The following is a 23,327-nucleotide window of genomic DNA, read 5'->3' on the forward strand; positions in this document are numbered from 1 at the left end:
ATCTCGCGCACTCCCGATCGACGCATGAGTAGAAGCATCCATTTCAGAAGCATCCGAAGTAAACACACCAGAAGCGAGGAGAAGATCATGTCAACACCCCGGGCACTCCGGCCCCTGCGCAACCCCGCCTACCGTTGGCTCGCCGCGGCGCTCGTGGCGTCGATGGTCGGCTCCGGCATCTGGATGGTCGCCCTCGTCTGGCAGATCGTCGCGATCGGCGGCGGCGCGGCCGAGCTCTCGCTCGTCGCGGGCGCATCGGCGGTCGGGATGCTGCTGACCACCCTGCTGGGCGGCGCGCTCGCCGACCGTATTCCGCAGAAGCGCATCCTGCTCGTCGTCGAGGTCGTGCGGGCCGCGAGCGTCGGCGTCGTCGCCCTGCTCTCGCTCACCGGAGGTCTCGCCGCCTGGCAGCTCGCAGCCGTCGCGTTCGTGGGCGGCGTGATGGCCGGCCTCTACTACCCGGCCTACTCGGCGCTGTTGCCGAGCGTGCTGCCCGAAGACGAACTGCTCGCCGCCAACGGCTTCGAGGGCATGGCCCGGCCGATCCTCATGCAGGCCGGCGGTCCGGCGCTCGCGAGCGGGCTCATCGCGATCTCATCGCCCGGAGCCGCGCTCGCCGTGGCTGCGCTGACCGGGGTTGTCGCGGCGGTGTGCATCCTCAGACTTCCCGAGACATCGGTGCGCGGCGCCGAGGCGAGCACAGGCGACACCGGCTACACGGGCGCCGCCAGCGACACCGACGTCGCGGTCGACACCGCCCCGCGGCATCCCGCCCTCGCACTGCTCGTCGACGTGCGCGACGGATTCACCTACATGGTGCGCACGCCGTGGCTGTTCGGCACCCTCGTGTTCGCGTCGCTCCTGATCCTGCTCATCATGGGCCCGTTCGAGGTGCTCGTGCCGTTCGTCATCAAAGACGTCGCGGGTGGCGGCCCTGACGACCACGCGCTGATTCTCGCGGCGTTCGGCATCGGCGGTGCAGCCGGATCGATGGCCGTGGCCTCGCTCGAGCTGCCGAAGCGCTACCTCACGGTGATGAACCTGCTGTGGGCATTCGGATGCCTCCCGCTCGCGGTCTTCGGACTGACCGACCAGATCTGGGTCATGGCCATCGCGGCCTTCCTCGTGGGCGCCGCCTTCAACGGAGGCGTCGTGATCTGGGGCACGCTGCTGCAGCGCCGGGTGCCGCCGCACATGCTCGGCCGCGTCTCGAGCCTCGACTTCTTCGTCTCGCTGGCCTTCATGCCCGTCTCGATGGCGTTCGCCGGGCCCGCCGGTGAGGCAGTTGGGCTGCCGACCGTGTTCCTGATCGCCGGCGCCGCGCCCCTGCTCATCGGCGTCGTCGCGATCTTCGCCGCACGCATGCGCCGCGACGAGATCGCGCACCCGCTCGACGCAGTCGACGAGCCCACGGATGTCGCGGATACCGCTGATGTTCCGGATGCCGCGGCCGTCGCCGAGATCACGTCGGACGACACGGATGCCGCCGAGCTCTCCCGTTCGTCTGCCCGTGAGTTCGCGGCATCCGTCGCCTGAGACTCGCGTCACGCGGCGCCATTTCATCCCCCCCGAATCTCGCCGGACTCGCGCCCGCGGCGTTACCATGAGCGCGGGGAGGAGAGCCGATGCCGTCACCAGACGCTCGTGAATCGGATCCGACTCTGATCGGCTCGGTGCAGCGCGCGCTGCGGCTGGTCGACATCGTGGCCAACGAACCGCGCCCCATGCCCGTGAAGGCGCTCGTCGCGGCGAGCGGCCTGACCCCGGGCACGACCTACAACCTCGTGCGCACGCTCGTGCACGAGGGCTACCTCGCGCGCGAGCCCGATGGGCTGCTGCTCGGCGACCGGTTTCCGGCGTTCCTCTCGGGGGATGCCGCGCACGGCGTGTTCCTCTCGCGAGTGCGCACCGCGCTGCGCGGGGTGACCGAAGAGCTCGGCGCCACGGCCTACCTCTCGCGCTACGAAGACGGCGAGGTGCACCTCGTCGACATCGTCGATGCCGTGCAGAATCCGCGGGTCGAACTCTGGGTGGGACTGCACAGCAGCGCGCACGCGACGGCGCTCGGCAAGCAGATCCTCGCCGTGCTGCCCGAGGCCGAACGGCTCGACTACGTGTCGCGGCATCCGCTCGCCGAGCTCACGCAGCACACGATCAGCGACCGGCGCGTGCTGCTCGACCAGCTCGCGCGCTCGCGCGAGAGTGTCGTCGATCGTGAGGAGTACGCCATCGGCTACACATGCGTCGCCGTGCCGGTCAATGCCGCGGGCATCACCGCTTCGATGGCCGTGTCACTGCCGACCGACGAGGTCGAGCGGGCCGATCCGGCCCTCGTGCAGCGCTTGCAGCGGGTCGCCGCGCGCCTCTCGATGCAGCTCGGCGCCGACCGGCTCGGCCAGGCTGGCGCCTGAGTCGGCGGTGACGGATGCCGCGGCTCGCGCCTGCGGCATCCGCTGTTCATCATCTGAAATCTTCGCGTTGCCGCATGCGCTTGCAGTCCGTAGCGTGACCAACACGCGACAGAGGGCGCGTGTCTGCATCGCTGCAGGGCCGCGTATCGCGGCCGACCTACCGGGGGGATGGTTCGGCGGTATCCGATGCGGCGATCGGTCGAGCGCGGGGAGAGTGTTCGGGTTCTCTCCCCGCGCAACCCAGTTCAGGCACCCCCCGATTGGGTCTGGCGGCCTGCCTCCACCATCACGAGACTGTGCGCATGTCCGTGCGATCAGCGGACCTGACGAAATGGAGCAGCCATGGCACTGAAGCTGAGCCGCGAGTACATCGAAGCTCACATGACCACACCCGACAGGCCTCGTTTGCTCGATGCGGACGTCGATGCAGCAGTGACCGCCGACGACATCAACGACGCCATCCTGGCTGCAGCCCGAGATCAACTCGGCGATGGGGAACAGGAGTCGATGACGGTGATGCTCGAGATCCTCCCGCGCGATATGGGCCCTCTCGGCGGATGCATCACCATCAAAACCCCGGTCCTCGACTGGCACATCGAGTACAAGGGAGACAAGCCGGGCAAGGGCTGATTCTGAACTTGCTTCGCGGTGCCGCCGCCCCTCAGTGCCGCCCTTAGGATCAGAGGCATGGCCGGATTCTGGGGCAAGCGCAAACGCGAAGACGATGCTGCACAGCAGGTCCAAGATGCGGACTTGGCGAAGCGGGCAGGCACGGCCCTGGTCGCTGCCGATGAGCGCGTTCGCGTCACCACCGATGAGCTCGCGTTCGCCGACGCCGAGCTCGGTCACGAGGCGACCGCCGAGCTGCGGGTGTCGCTCGCCGCCGTGCGCGAACACCTGGGCGAGGCGTTCCGCTTGAACCAGTTGAACCACGACGAGATCCCCGACACCGCCGAAGAGCTGCGCCAGCGCAACGCCCGCATCGCGCAGCTCTGCGAGTGGGCCGAAGACGTGCTCGACGAGCGCACGAGCGCCCTCGCCGAGAAGATCGCGCGTGCGCGCCGGGCTCCCGAGATCATCGCCGGGGTGCGAGCGGATGCCGCGCGCCTGCGCTCCCGCGTTCCGCATGCCCGCGAGACCATCGATCGGCTCGCCAGTCGCTACGCGCGCGAGGCGCTCGCCCAGGTCGACGTCAACCCCGCCGAGGCCGAGCAGTTGCTCGGGTTCGCCGAGCACAGTGCCGGCGTCGCCGAGCGCCGACGTGAGGCGGGCCAGCGCGAGCAGGCGAACCTCGCCCTCGAGGCGTCGACCGAATCGGTGCGCCGGGCCGCGGCGCTGCTGGACGCCGTGGAGACCTTCGAGGTCGAGGCGCTGCGAGCCGAGGCGACGCTCGCCGCGATCGTCGAGGACTCCCGCGGCGACCTCGCCATCGCGCTCAAGGAGCCGCACAACCCCGGCGTCACGACCGCGATCGCCGCGCTGCAGGGGGCCCTCGCCGGGCTGCCGTCGGCCGGCGTGAACACCGACCCGTTCGCCCAGCTGACGCGCCTGCGTGAGGCGAACTCCGGGCTCGATGCCGCGATCGCCGCGGCCCGTGAGCGCGCGGCGCGCCCGATCCCGCCGATCGAGCACGTGCACCACGCCATCGATGACGCCGACCGGCAGCTCGCCGTCGCGCGCAACGTGATCGCGGGCCACCGCGGCTGGATCGGCGCCGACGCCCGCACCCGGCTGGCCGAGTCCGACCGCATTCGGCTCGACCTCGATCACTTCCTCGGTGCACCCGCCGCGACCGTCGCCGTCATCGGCGAGGACCACCGTGAGCAGGCGATGGCGATGGCCCGGCGGGTGGCGTACCTCGCGGCTGAGGCGCTCCAGCTCGCGCAACGCGACATCGATTCGTCACGTCCGCAAGACCCGGGGCAGTGGGGCCAGGGCCCCGGCCCGGGCTGGGGCGGCGGTCGTCGCGGGGGCGGTGGCGACATGATGGGCGGCATCCTCGGCGGCCTCGTCATCGGCAGCGTGCTCGACGGCATCTTCGACTGACGTCTGCGTGAGCGCCGAGCTCGCGAGAGCACGAGCGGATGCCGCCGGCACCCGCACGTCCGCGGCAGGCGTCAGCTGAGCGCCCGGTCGTCGGCTGCGGTCTCGGACTCGGCTGCCGTTTCGGTCTCGGTTGCCGGCTCATTCTCGGCCGCGATCGGGGCGACGGATGCTGCGGGGCGCGGGCGGCCCGCGAGCCAGCCCATCACCGCCTGAACGGCGATCACGGGAATCAGCATCGAGACGATGACCGGCCAGTCGAGGCCCGCCGCGTGCAGCACCCCGAGCGCGAGCGGGCCGAGGGCGGCGAAGGCGTACCCGATGCCCTGGGCGAATGCCGAGAACCCGGCGATGGAGCCGTGCGGCGGCGCTTTCAGCACGATGAGCATGACGGCGAGGCCGAACGCGGCGCCCTGCGCGAACCCGAGCACGGCCACGAAGACCACGGCGAACGCGGCGGGCGCCCACGCGACGCCCGCGAGCCCGACCGCCGCGAGCCCACTGATGACGAGCGCGACCACCGATTGCGAGGCCCGGCGCCCGGCGACGATCGCGATGATGAGCGAGGCGGGCAGGCCGGCGATGCTCATCCAGGCGAGCAACCAGCCCGCCTCGGCCGGTGGCATTCCGCGACTCGCGAAGATCGTCGGCAGCCACGCCGTCATCGCGAAGAAGCCGAGCGCCTGGCTGCCGAAGAACGCCGTGACCGACAGGGCGGTGGCATCGAGTCGAACACGGCGCCGCGCGCCCGTCGTCGGCACGAGCGAGACGCGAAGCCGGGCTGACCTCGCTCTGATGAAGGCGATGGCGGCGGCGGCCGTGGCGACGGCGGCCGGCACTGCCCACAGAGCGAGCGTGGCGCGCACCGAACCGGTCGCGTGCATGAGCGGAATGGTGAGGCTCGCGCCGAGGGCGGCGCTGACCCCGAAGCTCGTCGAGAAGAAGCCCGACCAGAGGCCGGCGTGACTCGCGAGGTACGCGCGGATGAGCTGCGGGGTCAGCACGCTGAGCCCGCAGATGCCGAGCCCGGCGAGCACGGTGCCGACGAACATCGTGGTGGTGCTGAGCGGGCGAAGTGCGAGTGAGACCGTGAGCAGGGCCGCGAGCGCGAGTGTCGCGCCGTGCAGCCCGAGGCGTCGCTCGAGCACCGGTGCGAGCGGCGCGCCGAGGGCGAGCATGAGCACGGGCAGGCTCGACAGCGTCGCGGCCCCGATCGGTGAGAGTTCGAACGCATCGCTGACGGGGGCGAGCGCGGCCGAGACGCTCGTGATCGGGTCGCGCAGGTTCAGCCCGATCAACACGATGAGGGCCGCGGCCATCACGCCCGCGCGACGATCAGGGTGCGACGTCATTCAGCGACTGCTCCTGGTCGTCGAGCACGCTGAGAGCCGCGAGCGTCGCGGCGGTGTCGTCGCCGGATTCGATCGCCGTGAGGATCGCCGAGTGGAAGTCGTCGTGGTCTGACGTGCCCTTGACGAAGCAGTTCGTGCGGCTCACCGAGTCGCGCAGGGAGTCTTCGAAGCTGCTGTAGAGCCCGAAGAGCAAGGCGTTCTGCGAGGCGCGTGCGATGCCGATGTGAAAGGCGACGTCGTGGTCGATGAAGGCGTCGACGTCTTCATCGGCGACGGCGGAGCGACGGCCCTCGAGCGCAGTGCGCAGCTGTTGCAGGTCGTCGTCGGTTCGGCGCGACGCCGCTTCGCGCGCGGCGACGACGTCGAGTGCCCGTCGAACGGTCAGCACCTCGCGCACGTCGGCGACGTGCAGGGCGTGCTTGAGTGCCACGGCCGTCTCGTTGTCGGCGACGACGTAGGTGCCGTCGCCCTGCCGGGTCTCGAGCAGGCCCACCTGAACGAGCGCGCGCACACCCTCGCGCACCGACGGCCGGCTCACCCCGAGCGCCTCGACGAGTTCGGCCTCGGAGGGGATGCGCGAGCCGACCGGCCACGCCCCGCTCATGATCTCGCTTCGCAGCTGTTCGACGACCGTGTCGACCAGTGAGACCCGTGCGATTTGCTTCATGCAACTTCCTTCTCGACGAAACGTATGGTTATCATACGTCTTACAAGTCACCCGGACAATCACCATCTCCGAAGAAGCAGGTATCGGTGTCCAGCTCTCCCTTCAGCCCCTCCGCAGTGGCTGCGCCGCCCAGCGCTGCGCCGCTCACCGCGGCACCAACGCTTGTCACGGCGCCGCTCGTCGATGCGCACATCCACCCCGATAAGACCTCGTGGGGCGGGCAGTGGATGTCGCGGCGGCCGGCGACCTCGCTCGCCGAACTCATCGCCAACGACCTCGCGACGCAGCACGGCTACACGCGCGGCGTCGAAGAGCGCGCCTTCGCGCTGCTGAGCGCGGCGCTTCGCAGCGGCACACTCGCCATGCGTGCGCATGTCGACGTCTCGAGCCAACTCGGCACCGCGAATGTCGAGGGCGTGCGCGCCGCGGCCGAGCGACTCGCGCCCGATCTCACCGTGCAGATCGTGGCCTTTCCACAGTTCGGGCTGCTGACCAACCCGGGCACGATCGAGGCCATGGCCGCGTCGCTCGACGCGGGCGCCGACCTCGTCGGGGGCATCGATCCGCTCGGGCTCGAGGGCGACGTCGCCGGCCACCTCGACGCGGTGTTCGGCCTGGCCGAGCGTGCGGGCCGCGACCTCGACATCCACCTGCACGACGGCGGCGAGCCGGGCCTCGCCCAGATTCGCGAGATCGCTGCGCGAACCGAGGCCGCGGGCATGCAGGGCCGGGTCACCGTGAGTCACGCGTTCGCGCTCGCGGAGGCATCCGCCCCCACCTTGCTCGACACGCTCGATCGGGTCGCCGCGGCTCGCCTCTGGATCACGACGTGTGCGCTCGGCCCCGACCCGGTTCCAGACCTCGCCCTGCTCGCCGAGCACGGGGTGCAGCTCGCGGTCGGCTCCGACGGGGTGCGCGACTCGTGGTCGCCGTTCGGCTCCGGCAGCATGGTCGACCGCACGCACCTGCTCGCGTACCGCACGGGCGCGATCACCGATGCCGAGCTCGAGCACTGCTACCGGCTCGCGTCGACCGAGGGCGGCCGCATGCTCGGCATCCCCGAACTCGCCGACTGGGCCGGGCCCACCGGCGACACCCGGCTCGAATTCGACGCCCAGTCCATCGCGCAGCTCGTCGTCGATCGCCCGGCGCCGAGCCGCGTCATCCGTGCCGGACGAGAGGTGCACCACCGAGCGTCGTAGGCGTCGCCCCACGAAGGCGACGCCGAGCGGATCCCGCACCAGCCCGATTCGAGCAGCACCCATTCAGCACCGCAAACACAGCAACGAAGGAGTTCCCGTGTTCACCCCCAAGCCAGTCTTCGCCGCCGCATCACTCGCGGCAGCAGCCCTGCTTCTGACGGCATGCACCGCCACGAGCACCACCGACGAGGAGCCGGGGCTCAGCCTCGACCTCGACAACCTCGCCACGACCACGACGCCCGGCACCGAGCCGGTCGACGAGGTGAAGTGGAACTTGCCGTACGAACCGATGTCACTCGACCCCATCTACGGCTTCAACTACGCCGAGAACACGGTCACCGCGAACCTCTGCGAGAGCCTCCTGCGCCTGACGCCCGACCTGAAGACCGAGCCCGGTCTTGCGACGAGCGTGAGCCAGCCCGACGACACGACGATCGTCTACACGATCCGTGAAGGCGTGACGTTCTGGAACGGCAACCCGCTCACGGCCGAAGACGTCGCGTACTCGCTCGGCCGGCAGACCGGTCCCGACACGACGACCTACTGGTCCGACTACTTCCTCAATGTCGACTCGGTCACTGCGACGGGCCCCTACGAGGTGACCGTCAAGATGAAGCAGCCCGATGTGCTCTTCACCCAGGCCATGGGCTCCGCGGCCGGCGCGATCGTCGAGAAGGCCGCGGCCGAAGCCGATGGCGAGCAGTTCGGCACGCCGAATGGCAACCTCCAGTGCACCGGCCCGTTCTCGCTCACGAAGTGGAACTCGGGCAAGAGCATCGAACTCGCGAAGAACCCGAGCTACTGGGATTCCGCGCTCATGCCGAAGGTCGAGAAGCTCAGCTTCAGCTTCATCGCCGACGAGTCGACGGCGGTCAACGCGCTCCGCACGGGCGACATCGACGGGCAGTACTTCTACCTTCCGCCCGCCGGACTCTCGCAGCTGCAGAACAGCGACACGGTTGCGACGGCGTACGGCAAGTCGTTCGTCTTCTGGACGCTTGCGCCGATCAACGCCGAGGGCCCGCTCGGCGACCAGAAGATCCGCGAGGCGCTCTCGCTCGCCGTCGACCGCACCGCGATCGCCAAGGTCGTCTTCCAGGGCGTCGCGATTCCCGCTCCCACCCTTGTCGGCCCGGATGCATGGGGGTACGGCGAAGACACCTTCGCGAAGGCCTATGCGAAGTTCGGAGTCGAGCCCGACATCGAAGAGGCCAAGCAGCTCGTCGCCGATGCGGGATCGCCGAAGGAGCCCATCGTCCTCGCGGTGCAAGGCAGTTCGGCCGTGCACGAGCAGACCGCCAACCTGATCCAGGCCGCAGGCCAGGCGATCGGCCTCGACGTGCAGACCAAGGTCATCCCGGTCGAACAGTTCGGCAACCTGTACTTCGACCCGAAGGCGCGCGAGGGGCTCGACGGCTTCTTCACGACGAACTACGCGGACTTCGCCGACCCGCTCGGGGTCTACAGCTTCTTCCACACGAGCAACAGCCACGACTACATCGGGTGGGACGGCGCCGACGCAGAGATCGAGGAGGCGCTCGCGACGCTCGACGAGTCGAAGCGGGCCGAGCTCGTGGCCACGATCCAGGACAAGGTCACCGAGGGTCTGCCGTGGATCCCGCTCGAGTACGAGCCCGTGACCCTCGTGCAGAACAAGCGGATCTCGAGTGCGACGGCCTCGTTCGCCTACCTGTACGCGCCGTGGGCGGCGACGATCGGTGGGGTGAAGTAAGCGGATGTCTCTCGGTCCCTACCTGTTGCGGCGATTCGGCGGGCTGCTGCTCGTGCTGCTCGTGACGTCGTTCCTGGTGTTCGGGTTGCTCTACCTCGCGCCCGGCAGCCCGCTCGCCTTCATCCTCGGGCCGCGCGGCGGCACGCCGGAGCAGATCGCGGCGGTCACCGAGCAGTACCACCTGAACGATCCGTTCTTCGTGCGCTACGCGGCGTGGCTCGGCGACATCCTGCGCGGCGACCTGGGGTATTCGATCGTCTACCGGCAGGATGTCTCGGCGCTCATCTCGAGCCGGGTCGGCACGACGCTCGCGCTCGTCTCGTTGGCGGCGATCATCATCTCGGTCGTCGGTATCGCAGTCGGCACGTTCGCGGCGCTGCGCGGCGGGTGGAGCGATCAGCTCACCTCGACGCTCGCGGCGATCGGCCTGTCGACCCCGTCGTTCGTGATCGGCGTCGCACTGATCAGCGTCTTCGCGGTCGGCCTCGGCTGGTTCCCGACCTTCGGGTCGGGAACCGGCGGGGTCGACACCCTCTGGCATCTCACCCTGCCGGCCCTGGCGCTCTCGGTCGCGAGCGCGGCCTACCTCGCCCGCATCACACGTGCAGCGGTACTCGAAGAGAGCGGTCGCGAGCACGTGCAGACCGCCACCGTGCGCGGGCTCGCGACGGGGCACATCGTGCGGCACCACGTGCTGCGCAACTCGCTCATTCCGATCGTCACGGTGCTCGGCCTCACGATCGCGACGCTCATCGCGGGCGCGGTGGTGGTCGAGAACGTGTTCGCCCTCGACGGCCTCGGCTCGCTGCTCGTGCGCGCCATCCTGCAGCGCGACTTCGCGGTCGTGCAGGCCGTGATCCTCGTGCTCGTCGTCGCCTTCGTCGTGGTGAACGCGATCGTCGACTTCCTCTACACCTTCATCGATCCGCGCATCGCGCTCGGGAGCCGGCAATGACCATCCCATCCACCACGAGCCTCGCCGTCGCCGACGTCGTGCGCGAGCGCCGGGTTCGCCCGGGCTTCGCTCGAACGACGATCGAGCGGCTCGGCACGGTCGGTTGCATCGCCGCGGGCGTGCTGCTCGTCATCGCGCTCGCCGCGACGTTCGCGCCGATCGTCGCGCCATATGACCCCGACTTCCCCGATCTGCTCGCCTCGCTCAGCGGGCCATCCCCGGCGCACCTGCTCGGGGCCGACGCGCTCGGCCGCGACATCCTCTCCCGCCTCATCTGGGGCGCCCGCATCACCCTTGCCGGCCCCGGTCTCGTGATCCTCATCGCGACGGTGGTTGGCGTGCTGCTCGCGCTGCTCGCCGCGTGGCGCGGCGGCCGCGTCGACACCGCCATCTCGTGGCTGCTCGACGTGCTGTTCGCGGTGCCCGGCATCGTGTTCGGTCTCATCGCGGTCGCGATCTGGGGGCCGAGCCTCGCGACCGTGGTCGGTGGTCTTGCCATCGCCTACGTGCCCTATGTTGCCCGCGTCGTGCGCGGTGCGGCACTGCGCGAGCGCAACATGCCCTACGTCTCGGCTGCGTGGCTGCAGGGGCACTCGGGCACCGGCATCACCTTCACCCAGATCCTGCCGAACGTGCAGCCGATCGTGGTCGCGCAGGCCGTGTCGTCGCTCGGCTTCGCCGTGATCGACCTCGCGGCGGTGTCGTTTCTCGGCCTCGGGGTGCAGCCGCCCACGGCCGACCTCGGCCTCATGGTCAAGAGCGGTTTCGACTCCGTGCTGCGCGGCCAGCCCATCGAGGCGATCGCGGCCGGCAGCCTCATCGTCGTCATCGTCTGGTGCGTCACGATCATCGGCGATCGGCTCACCTCGAGCGCAAGGAGCATCCGATGACCGAACGCACCGAGCTGACGGAACGACCCGAACGCACCGACCGCCCCCGCACCGAGCCCCTGCTGAGGCTCGACGACGTGCGGGCGACCCTGCAGCTGCGCGGCAGCGAGCAAGTGCTGCTCAACGGCGTCTCGTTCACGATCGAGGCGGGCGAGGCGCTCGGCCTCGTCGGCGAGTCGGGCTCGGGCAAGTCGCTCACGACTCGCGCGATCACCCGCATGCTCGACCCGGGGTTCCGGGTCTCGGGCGAGATCACCTTCGACGGCGCCTCGGTGCTCGGCATGAACGCCGCGCAGCTGCGTCGGTACCGGGTCGGCGATGTCGGCATGATCTTCCAGGACCCGCGGGCGCACGTGAACCCGGTGCACACGGTCGGCGACTTCCTCACCGAGGCGCTCGTGCACACGAAGGGCGTTCGCCGTGAAGAGGCCGAGCATCGCGCCGTCGTGCTGCTCGACGAGGTCGGCGTGCGCAACGCCGAGCAGCGCCTGCGCCAGTACCCGCACGAGCTCTCGGGCGGACTGCTGCAGCGGGTCATGATCGCGAGCGTGCTGCTCGCCGAGCCGCGCCTCATCCTCGCCGACGAGCCCACCACCGCGCTCGACGTGACGGCGCAGTCCGACGTCATGGCGATCCTCGACGAGCAGCGCCGCGCCCGCGGGCTCGCGCTGCTGTTCATCACCCACGACCTCGAGCTCGCGGCCGCGTGCTGCGACCGGCTCGCGGTCATGTACGCGGGCGAGATCGTCGAGCAGGGCACGCACGTCTACGACGCGCCCACCCACCCCTACACGGTCGAGCTCATGGGCGCCCGGCCGAGCATCGACGAGCGCCACGATCGGCTGCCGGTGCTGCGCTACAACCGCGAGACCCACGAGATGTTGAAGGCACAGGCATGAGCAATCAGAGCGAAGCGATCGTCGTCGCACGCAATCTGCAGAAGGTGTTCCCGGCCCCACGCGGCTCGAAGGGCGAGCCGATCGTCGCGGTCGACGACGTCTCGTTCGAGCTGTACCCGAACGAGTGCCTCGCGATCGTCGGCGAGTCGGGTTCGGGCAAGACCACGGTGGCCCGCATGCTCGTGGGGCTCGAGACGGTCACCGCCGGCGAGCTGACGGTGCGCGGCGAGTCGCGGGCCGGGGGAGTGAAGCACCTCGCCGATCGCCGCCGCTGGGCGCAAGAGGTGCAGTACGTCTTCCAAGACCCGTACTCGTCGCTCAACGGGCGGCAGCGCATCGGCGACATCGTGGAGTCGAGCGTCGCGCTGCATGCGAAGGGCACGGCCGGCAAGCGCGAGACTCGCAACACGGCGCTCGACATCCTCGACAGTGTCGGGCTCGGCACGCAGTTCGCCGAGAAGTTTCCGCATCAGCTCTCGGGCGGGCAGCGCCAGCGGGTCGCGATCGCCCGCGCGCTCGCCGCGAATCCCGCGGTGATCGTGCTCGACGAGGCCGTCGCAGCGCTCGACGTGTCGATCCAGGCGCAGATCTTGAACCTGCTGACCGACATCCGTGCCGAGCGCGAGGTGAGCTACCTGTTCATCTCGCACGACCTCGCCGTCGTGAACCAGATCTCCGAGCGCATGATCGTGATGGAACGCGGCATCGTCGTCGATTCCGGTGCCACCGCCGAGCTCCTCGCGCATCCGGTGCATCCGTACACCCGATCGTTGCGCGCCGCCGTGCCGCGGCCGGGCTGGAAGCCGCTGCGACGCGAGCGCCTCGCGTCGGCGCCGGGGTCGGCCGCACCGGCGCCGTCGCCGTCGCCCGAGATGCCGGCTGCGTAGCCGCGGCATGCGCACCCTCATCACCGCCGACCATGTGCTCGCCCACGACGGCTCGGGTCACGTCGAACTGCGCGACGGCGCGGTGCTCGTCGTCGACGGGCGAGTCGTCGCGGTCGGCCCGGCGCGCGAGCTCGTGAGCGAGGCGAACGGCGAGGTCGACGAGCACATCGCGCTCGGCGAGAGCCTGCTGATGCCGGGCCTGATCGACCTCGACGCGCTCGCCGACATCGACCACCTCATTCTCGATTCCTGGTCGGATGCCCCGGAGTCGGCGCGGCTCGAATGGTCGGCGGCGTACTTCGCCGACGGCCGCCACGACGTGCTCGACGCGGCCGAGCGCAGCACGATGCGGCGCTATGCGCTCACGCAGCTCGCGCTGCACGGCATCACCTCGCTCATGCCGATCGCTTCGGAAGTGCACTCGGCCTGGGCCGAGACGCACGACGACCTGGCGGATGTCGCGCGCATCGCGAGCGAGCTCGGCCTGCGCGCCTTTCTCGGCCCGTCGTATCGTTCGGGCGTGCACGTCACCGACGACGACGGCATCTCGTCGGTGGCGTGGAACGACGACGAGGGTCGGCGCGGCTTCGCCGAGGCTGTGCGGTTTCTCGACACGGTCACCGCGCTCGACGACCCGCTCATCACGGGCGTGCTCGCGCCGTGCCGCATCGAGACCGTGCGCGAAGAGCTGCTCGCCGCGACGGCACGCGAATCGGCCGCGCGCGGTGCGCTCGTGCGCGTGCACGCGCTGCAGGGACTCGATGAGCGGGCGCTGATCCTGGCCGATCACGGCATCACGCCCATGCAGCTGCTCGACCGCGCCGGCCTGCTCACCGACCGCACGATCATCGCGCACGGCGTCTACCTCGGCCTGCACTCCGAGGTCGACGGCGAAGACTGCGGCGACCTCGCGGCGCTCGCCGCGGCCGGCGCCTCGATCATCCACTGCCCGCTCACGAACAACCGCTACGCATTTCTGCTCGAGCGGCTCTCGCGCTACCTCGACGCCGGCGTCAACGTGAGCCTCGGCACCGACTCGTTCCCGCCCGACCTGATCCGCGGCATCGACGCTGGCGTGCAGCTCGCCAAACAGCAGCACGGCGACCTCTCACGCGGGCTGCTCGCGGAGTACATCGAGGCCGCCACGCTCGGCGGTGCCCGCGCGCTGCACCGCCCCGACCTCGGCCGCATCGCCCCGGGCGCGACCGCCGACCTCGTCGCCTTCGCCCTCGACGACCTGCGCCTCGGACCGGTCGAAGATCCGCTGCGCACCCTCGTGCTCAGCGGCACCGGGCGCGACGCGCGCTTCAGCATGGTCGGTGGTCGCGTCGTCATGCGCGACGGAGTCATCCCCGGAGTCGACGTCGCAGCGTTGCGACGCGAGGGCCAGCGCATCTTCGAGAAGCTGCGCGCGGCGTATGGTGAGCGCGACTACCGGGTGCACTCTGCCGGCGTATTGCCGGATGCCGCGGGCGAGCTGTTTCCGCCGGTCTTCCCGGTCGTCGGCACCAGCGTGCTCGAGACCCCCGCGACCGGCTCGCTCGGCTAGACGCAGACCACCCGCCCGCCCGCCTGCTCTCGTGATCGACTGACGCACTCGGCAGGATTTCGCGCCCACTCGGCAGCACCACGGCGGCGGCAGTCGCCCGCAGCGATCACAATGGGCGAGTGACTCGTCGCGGACTCATCCTGTTCGTCTCGCTCGGCATCGCCTGGGGCATCCCGTACCTGTTCATCAAGGTGGCGGTGAGCGAACTCGAGCCCGGAATGGTGGTGCTGGCGCGCGCGGGCCTCGCGGCGATTCTGCTGCTGCCGCTCGCGTTCTTCCGGCGCGAGGTGGTGTCGGTGGTGCGACGGTGGAAGCCGATGCTCGCCTACACGATCGTCGAGATCGTGCTGCCGTGGTACTTCCTGAGCTCGGCCGAGCAGCGCCTGCCGAGTTCGACCGCCGGGCTGCTGCTCGCCGCCGTGCCCCTCGCCGGCGTGGCCGTCGCGTTCGCGATGGGGCAGCCCTCTCGGCTCTCGCGCGTCAACTGGATCGGCATCGGGCTCGGCATGCTCGGTGTCGCCGCCCTCGTGGGTTTCGACGTCGCGGGCTCCGACCTGCTGGCGGTCGCCGAGATCGCCGTGGTGGTCGTCGGCTACGCGCTCGGCCCGGCGATCCTCGCCCGATGGATGTCGGATCTCCCCGGCGTCGGGGTCGTCGCCGTGTCGCTCGCGGCCACCGCCGTCATCTACATCCCGTTCGTGCTGCTGACCGACGGCTGGCCGACCGCGGTGCCGTCGCCCGAGGTGATCGTGTCGATCATCGTGCTCGCCGTGGTCTGCAGCGCCCTCGCCTTCTTGCTCATGGTCGGACTGATCGCCGAGATCGGCCCGGTCAAGGCGACGACGATCACCTACGTGAACCCGGCCGTGGCCATCGCCGCCGGCGTGCTGGTGCTCGGGGAGCGCATCACCGTGTGGACGATCGTCGGCTTCGTCTTGGTGCTGCTCGGCTCCTACCTCGTGACGCGCCGTCGACTCGAACCACCGGCGCCGACACCGGCGCCGGGCCCGGAGGCGGCCGGCGCAGAGCAGAGCACTGAGTTGTCGAGCCGCGAGCGCGCGGTCGATTAGGGGTGCGTCTGCCGGCATGAGCGCCAAGGTCGAGCGAACCCGAGCGGATGCCGCGGGCACCCGCACCCCATACGTCGCACTGCTGCGGGGCATCAACGTCGGGGGCCGAAACCTGGTGCGCATGCCCGAACTCGTCGCGTGCTTCAGCGATGCCGGATACGGCGACGTCAGCACTTACCTGCAGAGCGGCAACGTGCTCTTCAGTGCTGCCCCCGAGCCGGCGTCGGCGCTCGAGTCGAAGGTCGAGGCGATGCTCGAGCAACGCCTCGGCATTCCGCTGCTCGTCGTGATCCGCTCGCGCGACGAACTCGCCCAGACGATCGAAGACGCCCCCGCCGATCACGGATCACCGAAGCTGCGAAGCGACGTCATCTTTCTCAAGCACCCACTGACCACCGAGCAGGCCTTCGCCGAGCTGCCCGAGCTCCGCGACGGCGTCGACGCCGTGGCGCGCGGCCCCGGCGCGATCTACTTCTCGCGGGTGGCGGCCCAGGCGACGAAGACCCGCATCCAGAAGCTCATGGCCATGCCGATCTTCCAGCAGATGACGATGCGCAACTGGCGCACCTGCACCACGCTGCTCACGAAGCTCGACGAGGCCGTCGCAGCGCGGCAGCGGTCGTGAACTCACGAACTCAACGAACTCACGACCTCGCGATCCGCAACCGCTAGGGCGGTCTCAGCGAGCCTGCTTCACGCCCGAGCTCCGTCGGTGCGAGAACCGGTACACGGCGTGCCCGATCTTCAACCCGAAGCCCGTCATGCCGTGCGGGCCGTAGGGCTCGTACGCGCGCATCTTCGTGATGCGTTCGCCGTCGGTGTCGATCACGAACACCTGCGGAAAGTCGAGGCGCTTGCCGCCCATCTTGAGCACGTGGTGGGTGGATGTCTCGACCACGACCGAGGTGCCGTCGGCGTCGAAGAACCACCGCTCGATGTCGAAGCGCATGCTCGACATCTGCGTGAACGCCCACGCGAGTCCCTCGCGCACGGCGGCGATGCCGGCCATGTCGGGATACGGGTAGTGCGGGTCGTAGAGCACGATGTCATCGCGCATCTGGGCGGTCGCTGCATCGACATCGAGGGCCTCGACCCCGGCGAACATCGACTCGACGAGGTGTTGCACCGGCGTTGGCATGGCCACACGCTAGCAGGGCGACGGCACCGTGATGCAGCGTCGCGGGGTCGATGAGCGAACACTCGCCGACTAGGGCGCATCTGTGAAGGTCGCGCTCGGATACAGGACGCTCGGCGCTGCCTCCAACGTGAGAGAGCTCGGGTCGTCGACCGACCAGGCGGCACGCCAGCTGACCGACCCGCCCGGCTCGATCACGGCTGCCGGCGGGAAGCCGACGTCGTCGCCTGGCGCGAAGACATCGCTGCCGATGTCGAAGATCTGGCTCACGTCCTGATCGCCCGACGAGAGGGTCGGGAGCGGCAGGGGCTGCAGATCCGCCGTCGAGTTGTTCGTGATCGTCAGCGTGAAGACGATGTGGTTCGCGTGCGTCGCGCCGACCGCGAAGTCGCTCGGGGTGTACGGCTCGGGCAGGGAAACCGTGAGTGCGACGCCGTCGTCCCAGGTCATCGTCTCGCCGAATGCGAGGTCGCCCGCGACCGGCACCTCGGGTTGCTCGGGCACGGGGTCGGGCTCGGGCAGCGGAAGCGCCGGCACGTCGGGAATCGCCTCGTCGATGCCGTCGATCACATCGCCGACCGACCCGAGGACGAAGTTGACGAGCATCACGAGCCCGACGACCGCGGCGATGACCGACACGATAAGCCCGATGACCGCAGGCCACTTCGCGCCGCGCAGGAACAGGCCGATGGTCGAGAGCACAAGCGCGACGGGCACCAGGATCCATGCGAAGCCACTCGCGGCGGGGATGAACGTGACCACGAGCCCCACGACCGCGACCACGAGTGCGATGATGCCCGCCACGTTCGGCCCGGGGTTCGACGGCTCGGTGAACGGATGCCGCGGCGGCACCGTCGTCACGGGTGCGGCGTAGCTCTCGGTCGTCGCATCGGGGCTCGCGTCGACGGGCACGTACGGCGTAGTCGGAGCGGTCGCGGCGTACGGAGCCGTCGCCGCGTACGCGGTGGTCGGGGCGTCGCGGGACCCGCGCCCCGCGGCATCCGACCCTCGCGACCCCCAGACGAACGGAATCGTCGGGCCATCACCATCCGCCGGCAACACTTCGGTATTCGCCGCGTCGGGCTCGAGCTGCGACAACGGCACGGTCTCGACCCCGGGCGCGACATACTGCGTCCATGCGTCGCCATCCCAGTACCGGCGCCCGCCGGACCCGTCTTCGTACCACCCGGCGGGCGCCCTCGTCGGGTCGCTCATACTTCGATGGTGACAGAGCAGGCGTTTCGCTGCATCGGTCGATCCGCGTTGGCCGGCCCGTAGCGGGCGCCGAGCGGCGAACATAGGATCGTGGCATGGCCGGGGCACGGGTCAGGCGCCGTTTCGGTGCGCAGCACCTCGAGGTTCGCGATGCCGAGCTGGCGAAGCGGGCTGGGTCGGCCCTGCTCGCCGCCGACGAGCGCATTCGCGTCACCCACGACGAGCTCGGTTTCGCCGAAGCCGAGCTCGGATCTCGCGCCACGGCAACGGCGAGCGAAATCCTCGTCGCCGCGCGCACACTCCTGATCGACGGGTTCCGATTGAACCGGCTCAATCACGAGGCGATGCCCGGCACCGCCGACGAGGTGCGGGCGCGGTATCTGCTCATCGTGCAGCTGTGCGAGCAGATCGACGACGTGCTCGATGAGCAGGCCTCCGCCCTTGCCGACAAGGTCGCGCGGTCGCGGCGGGCTCCCGAGATCATCACCGGAGTGCGAGCGGATGTCGCGCACCTGCGCGCCCGCATCCCCGACGCGCGCGAGACCATCGACCTGCTCGCCGCGAGGTCTGCGGAAGAGGCACTCACCGACGTCGAGGCCAACCCCGCGGAGGCCGAACAGCTGCTCGCATTCGCCGAGCACTGTGTGGGAGTGGCCGAGCGACGACGTGAGGCAGGGCAGCGCGAGCAGGCCAACCTCGCGCTCGAGGTATCCCTGGAGTCGGTGCGGCGAGCAGCGACCCTCCTCGATGCGGTGCAGACCTTCGAGCTGCAGGTGGCCCTCGTCGGCCTCCCGCCGGTCGGCGTCAACACCGACCCGCTCGCCCACCTGAACCGACTGCGCACGGCGCATGCTGAGCTGGTTGCCGCGACCACGTCGGCCCGCGAGCGCGCGACGGCTCCGACGCCTCCCTTGAACCTCCTGCACCGTGCCGTCGAAGACGCGGACCGAAAGCTCGACGTCGCGCGCGATGCCATCGCCGGCCATCCGGGGTGGATCGGCGCCGAGGCCCTGACGCGGCTGGCCGAGTCCGAGCGCATCCGCATCGATCTCGGTCACTGCCTCGGCGGGTCCGCGGGCGCCGTCATCGTGATCCACGAGGTTCATCGAATGCAGGCGATGACGATGGCCCGCAGCGTCGCGTCGCTCGCGGGCGAAGCGCTGCTCCTCGCCCGGCATGACATCGACGCGTCGCGCCGACAGGATCGCGGGCGTTGGGCGGCCCGCTTCGGATGATGCGGCGACCTGATCGCCTCAGACGCGCGCCCCACGGCGCACGACATCGCCGAGCGCGTCAGCGTCGAGGGCGAACAGGTCGCGCGAGCCGGCCGTGGCGGCGCCGGCGAGGCCGGCCGCCTGCGGCAGCAGCTGCTCGGCGTAGAACCGGGCCAGCGGCAGCTGCGACTCCGCGATGCCATCGGCATCGAGTCCGCGGGCGGCGAGCGCGGATTTCGCCATGAGCCAGCCACCCAGCACGAGCCCCCAGATGCGCTGGTACGGAGTCGAGCCCGACAACACGGCGTTGGGGTCGGTGGCGACGGTGCGGAGCATCCACACCGTCGTCTGCTCGAGGGTGTCGAGCTGCGCGTTCAGCTGCGTGCGGATCGAGGCGAACTCGTCTCCGGCCCCCGCGAGCTCGTTGTCGAGCTCGCGCATGGTGGCAATGAACTCGAGTGCGGATGCCCCGTCGCGAACCGGGAGCTTTCTGCCCACGAGGTCGGCGGCCTGGATGCCGTTGGTGCCCTCGTAGATCGCCGCGATGCGCACATCGCGGTAGTGCTGTGCTGCGCCGGTCTCTTCGATGAACCCCATGCCGCCGTGGATCTGCAGCGCGAGCGAGGTGAGCTCGTTGCCGAGGTCTGTGCCGAACGATTTGTTGATGGGCGTGAGCAGGCCGACGATCTCGTTCGCCCGGGCGCGCACGGCGGCGTCGGGGTGGTGCGTCGACACGTCGGTGTAGGTCGCGGTCAGCAGCATCATGCGGCGCATCGCGGCGATGTACGCCTTCTGCGTCATGAGCATGCGGCGCACGTCGGGGAAGTCGATGATGGGGGAGTCTTGCGTCGCGCCGATTGCGCGGCCCTGGATGCGCTCACGCGCGTAGTCGAGCGACTGCTGGTAGGCCAGCTCGGACACGGCGAGGCCCTGCATGCCGACCGAGAGCCGGGCGCTGTTCATCATGACGAACATGATGCGCATGCCGATGTTCTCGTCACCGACAAGGTAGCCGGTCGCGTCTTCGTACGAGAGCACGCAGGTGGGCGAACCGTGGATGCCCATCTTGTGCTCGACGCCGACGGTGTGCACGCCGTTGCGCTCGCCGAGCGAGCCGTCGTCGTTCATCAGGAACTTCGGCACGATGAAGATCGAGATGCCCTTCGTGCCTGCCGGCGCGTCGGGGGTGCGAGCGAGCACGAGGTGCACGATCTGCTCGCTGAGGTCGTGGTCGCCGAAGGTGATGAAGATCTTCTGACCGGTGATGCCGTAGGTGCCGTCGTCGCGCTTCACCGCCTTCGTGGTGAGGGCGCCGACGTCCGAGCCGGCGTGCGGCTCGGTGAGGTTCATGGTGCCGGCCCATTCGCCGGTGACCATTTTCGGCAGCCACTGCTGCTTCTGCTCGTCGCTGCCGTAGTGGAGGAGCGCCTCGATCGCGCCCTGCGTGAGCAGCGGCGCAAGCGCGAACGCTATGTTCGCGGTCGCCATGAGCTCCTGGAGCGCGAGGCCGATGGTGCGCGGGAATCCGCCACCGCCGAACTCCTCGGGGAGCGGCACCGAGCCCCAGCCGGCGTCGACGTAAGCCGAGTATGCCTCTTTGAATCCGGTCGCCGTGGTGACGGTGCCGTCGGAGTTCAGCTTCGAACCCTCGAGGTCGCCGGCACGGTTGGTGGGTGCCACGACCTCGGCCATGAAGTTGCCGGCCTCGTCGAGGATCTCGGAGACCGTCTCGAGGTCAGCGTGCTCATACCCGGGGAGGAGCGCGACTGCGTCGTAGTCCACCACATGCTCGAGGATGAAGGCGATATCGGCTGTTGGCGATCGGAATGCGCTCATTCCCGCAGCGTAACTCCGCTTTTGCGGGCTGGTCGTGATCTCTGCGGGTTCCACGATGCGCGTCATCCGTCGGCTGGCTGGTTTGGCAGCATCCCACAACGCGGCTGAGGGGGAGGCGATGACGGATGTCGCGGCCTGTGTGCCATGGGCTGCGCGCCGGCGTCGCCCTACGAGGTGAACTGCTCCTGGCCGAGCACCCTCAGGAGTGCGACCTTGTCGGCGGCCTCGGTGCGCGGAGCGGCCGTCAGGATCAGCAACGCCTGCGACTGGTCTTCGGTGATGAGTGCCTGGCAATCGAACTCGATGTCACCGACCTCGGGGTGAATCAGGATCTTGTGGTCCTCGAAACGCCGCGCCACCTCGTGCTGCTCCCACAACTCGGCGAACTCGGGGCTCTGCTTCTGCAAGGCACGCACCATCTGCCCGGCGCGCGAAGCGGGCCCGCCGAGACCGTAGGCGGCGCGCAGGCCCGCGACGTGAGCGCGGCCCTGCCGAGGCTGATCGGTGACCGGGTAGACGGCCCGCTCAGAGACATCCGTAAACCACCGGTAGATTGCCGACCGCGCCATGCCGGTGAAGTGGGAATGGTCGCCGAAGAGGACGACGGCGAGCTGGTTCTGCACGAGCGTCTCGGCGAGGCTCGAGAGCACCATGGCGGGAGTGTCGTCGAGCCGGTCGAGCACGCGTTGCAGTGCCGGGGCGACGTGCGCATCGAGTGAGGTGCGGCTCGGCGCGGTGTGGCCGCTGATGCGGTAGAGGTGGTCGCGCTCATCGGTCGTGAGTCGCAGCGCGCGGGCGAGGGCGGCGAGCATCTGCTCCGATGGCTGAGGGCTGCGGGCTTGTTCGAGGCGGGTGTAGTAGTCGGCGGACATGCCGGTGAGCTCGGCGACCTCGGTGCGCCGCAACCCGGCGACCCGCCGGCGAGCGCCGGTACGCAGGCCGACGTCTTCGGGGCGCAGGCTCTCCCGCCTGTGGCGGAGGAAGTCGGCGAGCTGTTCGCGGTCCATTGCTCCATCATGCGCCGCATCGGCGCCGGGAGGGAGGGATCGGCGGTCCTACGACAGCCGGGTCTCTCGTGCTGCAGCGCGGCCCGGCGCATCGTGGTTGTGGACCTGGTCGAACGGCGGGTCACCGAAAGGAACACCATGAACATCTCTGACAACACCATCTTCATCCCCGGCGGCACCTCGGGCATCGGCCTGGCGCTCGCGCTGCGCCTGCAGGAAGCCGGCAACACCGTCGTCATCGGCGGCCGCCGCACCGAGGTGCTCGACCGCCTCGCTGCAGAGCACGGCTTCGACGTCGTCACGCTCGACATCGGCGACCCCGCTTCGGTGCTGAGCGCCCGCGACACGGTGCTCGCCGCCCACCCAGACCTGAACGTGCTCATCGCAATGGCCGGCATCATGGTGGCCGAGGATGTCACGACGGCCGGCTTCCTCGGCACCGCCGAGCGCATCATCGACACCAACGTGCTCGGTCCGGTGCGCCTCGTCGCCGCCTTCACCGAGCACCTGCAGACGCGGTCGGATGCCACGATCATCACGGTCTCGTCGGGCCTCGCTCACACGCCGCTACGGGTCACCCCGAGCTACAACGCCTCGAAGGCGTTCATCCACCAATTCACGGAGAGCATTCGTCTGCAGTTCGCGGGCACCTCGGTGCAGGTCATCGAGCTCGTGCCGCCGGCTGTTCGCACGGAGCTCATGCCCGGCCAGTCGCAGGTCGAGGCGTTCCTCCCGCTCGACGACTACATCAACGAGACCATGTCGCTCCTGGCCAGCGAGCCCGACGCCACCGAGATCCTCGTCGAGCGCGTCAAGCCGCTGCGGTTTTCAGAGGTGAACGGGGCTTACGCGCAGGCGATCGCGCTGGTGAACTCGCACTGACGGCGCCTCGCGCACAAGCCTGTAACTCGCGCTGCCTTGCCCATTTCGGATCTTGAGCTAGGGCATGTCTGACAAGTGCTTTGCCCAGACAATGCCAGCGTGGAGGACGGCGGCCGCATCCGGTTGGTCTCCTGCCATACACCGGGGCCTTCATTGGCCGTGCTTTACTTTCGCCTGTGGACACACCTGAACTTGCCGCCCTGGTCCCAGGCTTCATGGCTCGGCATCCGGGGCAAGAGTGGACGCTGACGTCGGGGAAGGGCGCGGGCGAGGACCTCGTAGTCACCCTGTCTCCTGTGACCGCCCCTGAGCGGATTGCGACAGCCCGGGTCTACGCGGGGGCCGAGGTCTTCCTCTTCGACTTCTCCGGTCACAGCAGCG

Annotated in this window: 22 protein-coding genes; 16 read left to right on the forward strand and 6 right to left on the reverse strand. The window is 69.6% G+C overall.

The annotated features are described in order from the left end of the window. The first annotated feature begins 24 nt into the window (after positions 1 to 24). The 4 genes from H521_RS24475 (at position 25) to H521_RS0119375 (ending at position 4,457) form a co-directional block, all read left to right on the forward strand. Positions 25 to 1,536, forward strand: a complete 1,512-nt coding sequence (locus H521_RS24475) for an MFS transporter (protein WP_156891598.1) — start codon at positions 25 to 27, stop codon at positions 1,534 to 1,536. Positions 1,537 to 1,625: 89 nt separating this feature from the next. Next, entirely contained in the window at positions 1,626 to 2,411 is a 786-nt protein-coding gene (locus tag H521_RS24480; protein ID WP_022894664.1) for an IclR family transcriptional regulator, read from the forward strand. 342 nt (positions 2,412 to 2,753) lie between these two features. Further along, entirely contained in the window at positions 2,754 to 3,041 is a 288-nt protein-coding gene (locus H521_RS0119370; protein WP_022894665.1) for a hypothetical protein, read from the forward strand. Positions 3,042 to 3,098: 57 nt separating this feature from the next. After that, the gene (locus H521_RS0119375) at positions 3,099 to 4,457 is read left to right on the forward strand and encodes a coiled-coil domain-containing protein (protein ID WP_022894666.1); all 1,359 of its coding nucleotides are present in this window, start codon (positions 3,099 to 3,101) and stop codon (positions 4,455 to 4,457) included. Between the two features lie 71 nt (positions 4,458 to 4,528). Here H521_RS0119375 and H521_RS0119380 read toward each other — a convergent pair whose 3' ends face one another. Further along, positions 4,529 to 5,806 carry an MFS transporter gene (locus tag H521_RS0119380; RefSeq protein WP_022894667.1) on the reverse strand — a complete coding sequence of 426 codons (1,278 nt, stop codon included), beginning with the start codon at positions 5,804 to 5,806 and terminating at the stop codon, positions 4,529 to 4,531. Then, complete coding sequence (locus H521_RS0119385) at positions 5,790 to 6,473, reverse strand: FadR/GntR family transcriptional regulator (RefSeq protein ID WP_026482504.1); 684 nt, start codon at positions 6,471 to 6,473, stop codon at positions 5,790 to 5,792. Before H521_RS0119385 ends, H521_RS0119380 begins: the two co-directional genes overlap by 17 nt. A gap of 86 nt (positions 6,474 to 6,559) precedes the next feature. On the opposite strand from H521_RS0119385, the gene H521_RS24485 reads away from it, so the two are divergent. From H521_RS24485 to H521_RS24500, 9 genes are all read left to right on the forward strand, one after another. Next, positions 6,560 to 7,675, forward strand: coding sequence for an amidohydrolase family protein (locus H521_RS24485; protein ID WP_245561023.1), 1,116 nt, complete (start codon positions 6,560 to 6,562; stop codon positions 7,673 to 7,675). Positions 7,676 to 7,772: 97 nt separating this feature from the next. After that, the gene (locus tag H521_RS0119395; RefSeq protein ID WP_022894670.1) at positions 7,773 to 9,407 is read left to right on the forward strand and encodes an ABC transporter substrate-binding protein; all 1,635 of its coding nucleotides are present in this window, start codon (positions 7,773 to 7,775) and stop codon (positions 9,405 to 9,407) included. 4 nt (positions 9,408 to 9,411) lie between these two features. After that, complete coding sequence (locus H521_RS0119400; RefSeq protein WP_022894671.1) at positions 9,412 to 10,362, forward strand: ABC transporter permease; 951 nt, start codon at positions 9,412 to 9,414, stop codon at positions 10,360 to 10,362. After that, positions 10,359 to 11,252 (forward strand): ABC transporter permease, encoded by an 894-nt coding sequence (locus tag H521_RS0119405; protein WP_022894672.1) that lies wholly within the window; start codon positions 10,359 to 10,361, stop codon positions 11,250 to 11,252. The genes H521_RS0119400 and H521_RS0119405 overlap by 4 nt, the downstream gene beginning before the upstream one ends. Further along, positions 11,249 to 12,151, forward strand: a complete 903-nt coding sequence (locus H521_RS24490; RefSeq protein WP_022894673.1) for an ABC transporter ATP-binding protein — start codon at positions 11,249 to 11,251, stop codon at positions 12,149 to 12,151. Before H521_RS0119405 ends, H521_RS24490 begins: the two co-directional genes overlap by 4 nt. After that, the gene (locus H521_RS0119415; RefSeq protein WP_022894674.1) at positions 12,148 to 13,038 is read left to right on the forward strand and encodes an ATP-binding cassette domain-containing protein; all 891 of its coding nucleotides are present in this window, start codon (positions 12,148 to 12,150) and stop codon (positions 13,036 to 13,038) included. The genes H521_RS24490 and H521_RS0119415 overlap by 4 nt, the downstream gene beginning before the upstream one ends. Positions 13,039 to 13,045: 7 nt before the next feature. Further along, positions 13,046 to 14,587, forward strand: a complete 1,542-nt coding sequence (locus tag H521_RS0119420; protein WP_022894675.1) for a chlorohydrolase family protein — start codon at positions 13,046 to 13,048, stop codon at positions 14,585 to 14,587. Positions 14,588 to 14,706: 119 nt separating this feature from the next. After that, positions 14,707 to 15,657 carry a DMT family transporter gene (locus H521_RS24495; RefSeq protein WP_022894676.1) on the forward strand — a complete coding sequence of 317 codons (951 nt, stop codon included), beginning with the start codon at positions 14,707 to 14,709 and terminating at the stop codon, positions 15,655 to 15,657. A 16-nt stretch (positions 15,658 to 15,673) separates the two neighbouring features. Then, on the forward strand, positions 15,674 to 16,282 hold the full coding sequence (locus tag H521_RS24500) for a DUF1697 domain-containing protein (RefSeq protein ID WP_022894677.1): 609 nt from the start codon (positions 15,674 to 15,676) through the stop codon (positions 16,280 to 16,282). Between the two features lie 54 nt (positions 16,283 to 16,336). Here H521_RS24500 and H521_RS0119435 read toward each other — a convergent pair whose 3' ends face one another. Together H521_RS0119435 and H521_RS25245 are read right to left on the reverse strand one after the other, a co-directional pair. Further along, entirely contained in the window at positions 16,337 to 16,795 is a 459-nt protein-coding gene (locus H521_RS0119435; protein WP_156891601.1) for a nuclear transport factor 2 family protein, read from the reverse strand. 69 nt (positions 16,796 to 16,864) lie between these two features. Beyond that, positions 16,865 to 18,007, reverse strand: a complete 1,143-nt coding sequence (locus H521_RS25245; RefSeq protein ID WP_022894679.1) for a DUF2510 domain-containing protein — start codon at positions 18,005 to 18,007, stop codon at positions 16,865 to 16,867. Positions 18,008 to 18,102: 95 nt separating this feature from the next. On the opposite strand from H521_RS25245, the gene H521_RS24510 reads away from it, so the two are divergent. Further along, on the forward strand, positions 18,103 to 19,242 hold the full coding sequence (locus H521_RS24510) for a hypothetical protein (RefSeq protein WP_022894680.1): 1,140 nt from the start codon (positions 18,103 to 18,105) through the stop codon (positions 19,240 to 19,242). 18 nt (positions 19,243 to 19,260) lie between these two features. On the opposite strand, the gene H521_RS24515 is transcribed toward H521_RS24510, so the two are convergent. Beyond that, positions 19,261 to 21,057, reverse strand: a complete 1,797-nt coding sequence (locus H521_RS24515) for an acyl-CoA dehydrogenase (RefSeq protein ID WP_022894681.1) — start codon at positions 21,055 to 21,057, stop codon at positions 19,261 to 19,263. Between the two features lie 167 nt (positions 21,058 to 21,224). Next, positions 21,225 to 22,064: a helix-turn-helix transcriptional regulator gene (locus H521_RS0119455; protein ID WP_022894682.1), complete on the reverse strand. Its 840-nt coding sequence runs from the start codon at positions 22,062 to 22,064 to the stop codon at positions 21,225 to 21,227. A 138-nt stretch (positions 22,065 to 22,202) separates the two neighbouring features. Between H521_RS0119455 and H521_RS0119460 the strand changes: the two genes are divergently transcribed. Both H521_RS0119460 and H521_RS26340 read left to right on the forward strand, forming a co-directional pair. Further along, on the forward strand, positions 22,203 to 22,946 hold the full coding sequence (locus tag H521_RS0119460; protein WP_022894683.1) for an SDR family oxidoreductase: 744 nt from the start codon (positions 22,203 to 22,205) through the stop codon (positions 22,944 to 22,946). Positions 22,947 to 23,122: 176 nt separating this feature from the next. Continuing rightward, the coding region (locus tag H521_RS26340; RefSeq protein WP_211215523.1) for a hypothetical protein at positions 23,123 to 23,327 on the forward strand (205 nt) is incomplete at its 3' end.

It is taken from the genome of Agromyces subbeticus DSM 16689, assembly GCF_000421565.1.
In the GTDB taxonomy this organism is placed as follows: Bacteria; Actinomycetota; Actinomycetes; order Actinomycetales; family Microbacteriaceae; genus Agromyces; species Agromyces subbeticus.